General features: G+C 59.0%; 4 protein-coding genes. 1 reads left to right on the forward strand and 3 read right to left on the reverse strand.

Features of this window, described 5'->3' with window-relative positions:
- From CEF10_RS16645 to CEF10_RS16655, 3 genes are all read right to left on the reverse strand, one after another.
- Positions 1-320, reverse strand: a 320-nt coding sequence (locus CEF10_RS16645; protein WP_232796561.1) for a transposase, incomplete at its 3' end; no start/stop codon positions are given.
- A 51-nt stretch (positions 321-371) separates the two neighbouring features.
- Positions 372-581, reverse strand: coding sequence for a transposase (locus CEF10_RS17390; protein ID WP_198586229.1), 210 nt, complete (start codon positions 579-581; stop codon positions 372-374).
- 285 nt (positions 582-866) lie between these two features.
- Positions 867-1,694 carry an ABC transporter permease gene (locus tag CEF10_RS16655; RefSeq protein ID WP_101069283.1) on the reverse strand — a complete coding sequence of 276 codons (828 nt, stop codon included), beginning with the start codon at positions 1,692-1,694 and terminating at the stop codon, positions 867-869.
- Positions 1,695-1,869: 175 nt separating this feature from the next.
- On the opposite strand from CEF10_RS16655, the gene CEF10_RS17295 reads away from it, so the two are divergent.
- On the forward strand, positions 1,870-2,109 hold a 240-nt coding region (locus CEF10_RS17295; protein WP_232796562.1), incomplete at its 3' end, for a transposase.

A 2,109-nucleotide genomic window follows, 5' to 3' on the forward strand; every position in this document is an offset into this window, starting at 1 on the left:
CGCCGCAAGAAGTGGAGGAGGCGTTCTACGCACAGATGAACACCCTTGAAAAAGCCGCGTAGGTTTTGAACAAAGAAGCCTCTCGGAAACCCGGGGCGGTTCAGCTTGCCGGCCTCGAGGAATTCCTTCGACCACGTGTAGTACAGGCTCTCACTGATCCCCTCGCGGCGGCACAGCGCGGCGATGCTGTCCTCACCACGCAGGCCAGCCAACACGATCCTGATCTTCTCTTCGGCCGAGTACTGTTTGCGTGTCTTGCGCTTGATCCCTTTGACCAGCTTGTCAGCCGCGTCCTTCGATGTTCCGGATTTCTTGTTCATCTTTGCTCCTTGGTGGCTGCGATGAACCAGAAATCCTCCGTTACGAAAACCTCAAATCTGTTCCACAGGTGCTGACGTCAGACAATGCTGGGGCATGAGACCATTGCGTTGCGCGACTTCCCGGACCGTCACACCATCGGCCAGAGTCTCCGCGACCAGCCGCGCCTTAACGGCGTCAGGCCAGCGGCGTCGTCCATTCGGCCCGGAGACCACCTCCATAACGGGACCGGCCTCCAAATGGTGCTCCGAATGGATGCCCATCGTTCACCTCCAAAACAACGTTTGGGGCGTCCTTACAGATCGTGAAGCACGATGGGAGATGGGGTGCTCGCAGCGGTTACCTTCCTGAAAATACCACCGCCTGATCTTCGAAATCGTCTCCAAAACCAGCATCCCAAAAGCCGCCCCCGAATTGCCTCGGAAGCATCATGGACCACCACATCAGGGGGGTTGGACGCCGATCACCCCGATGCCGATCACCCCGAGAAGGGGTCCTTTTTGCACGCCGGTTCACATGTTTCCGGCAAAGGTCGGCGCACTTCGCCGTCAGCGGTTAAGGACTTCGTTGTGGTGTCGTCGCATCAGCATGAGGCCGACGGCATTGAGGATCAGCGCGAAGGACAGCACGTAGATCGTCGAGAGGTAATCTGCCTCGTACATCGGGAAGAACCCCGTGCGCATCATCCCGGTGACATGCGCCAGCGGATTGTACCACAGCACGGCCTGCGCCATCGGCGGCAGATCCTCGTAGATGTAGATGACCGCGGAAGCGAGCATCAGCGGGCGGGTCGCGATGCTCCAAGCGTTCTGCCACACTGGGAAGAAGGCGAAGAGCACGCAGTTCGTGAGGCCCACGCCGGTTCCCAGTAGCAGGGCCAGTGTCATGGCGACGATCATCGGCTCGAAGTCGAGCACGGCGACCGTGTCGTTCAGCACCAAGATCCCCGTCATGATAATGTAGGCGACCAGCAAGCCCGTCAGGGCGTTGAGCGCCACGCGCGCGATGACGGCGTCAAGCCAGATGACGATCGGGTATTTCAGCAGTTGCTTGGAAAAGTTGATCGCGGCGCCTGCGAACCGCTGGATGTTGGAATAGAAGATGAACGGAATGTATGCCGCCGAGTAGAACAGGATGAAGCTGTTGCCCAGCGAGGGTGAGCGCAACACAAGCGAGAACGCAAAGGACAGCACGATGATCATGCCCATCGGCTCCAGCACGGCCCACATGTAGCCACCCGGCGACTTGCCGTAGCGCGCCGACATCTCGCGCAGCATGAGCGCGAAGATCGTGCGCGTCCGCACCCAGAGGAGGTTGTCGGGCCCGCGGGTCTCCAGCGGCTGGGGAATGTGTTCGTCGTCGGCGGTGTCTGACAAGGAAACGCCACGCGTCTGGTGTTTGCGAAATCTACTCTGCACAGTTGCACGAGCATGTTCAACGGCAAATTAAGCTAATGGTTACCTGCCACTGAACTGAGCTTCCCCGAAATTCCGACACTGACACAAGCTACGAATTGCAGTCTGCTGATCTTCGAGGAGAAGGAGATCAGAGATGTGGAAACGCAAGCAGCACGCGCCCGAGTTCAAGGCGAAGCTCGCGCTGGAAGCCCTGAAGGGCGAGGAGACGGCGGCCGAGCTGGCGAGCCGGTTCGGAGTGCATCCGACGATGATCCATCAATGGAAGCGAGCTGAACCGCCCCGGGTTTCCGAGAGGCTTCTTTGTTCAAAACCTACGCGGCTTTTTCAAGGGTGTTCATCTGTGCGTAGAACGCCTCCTCCACTTCTTGCGGCG

The sequence above is a fragment of the Roseovarius salinarum genome (assembly GCF_002834145.1).
Taxonomy (GTDB): Bacteria; Pseudomonadota; Alphaproteobacteria; order Rhodobacterales; family Rhodobacteraceae; genus Roseovarius; species Roseovarius salinarum.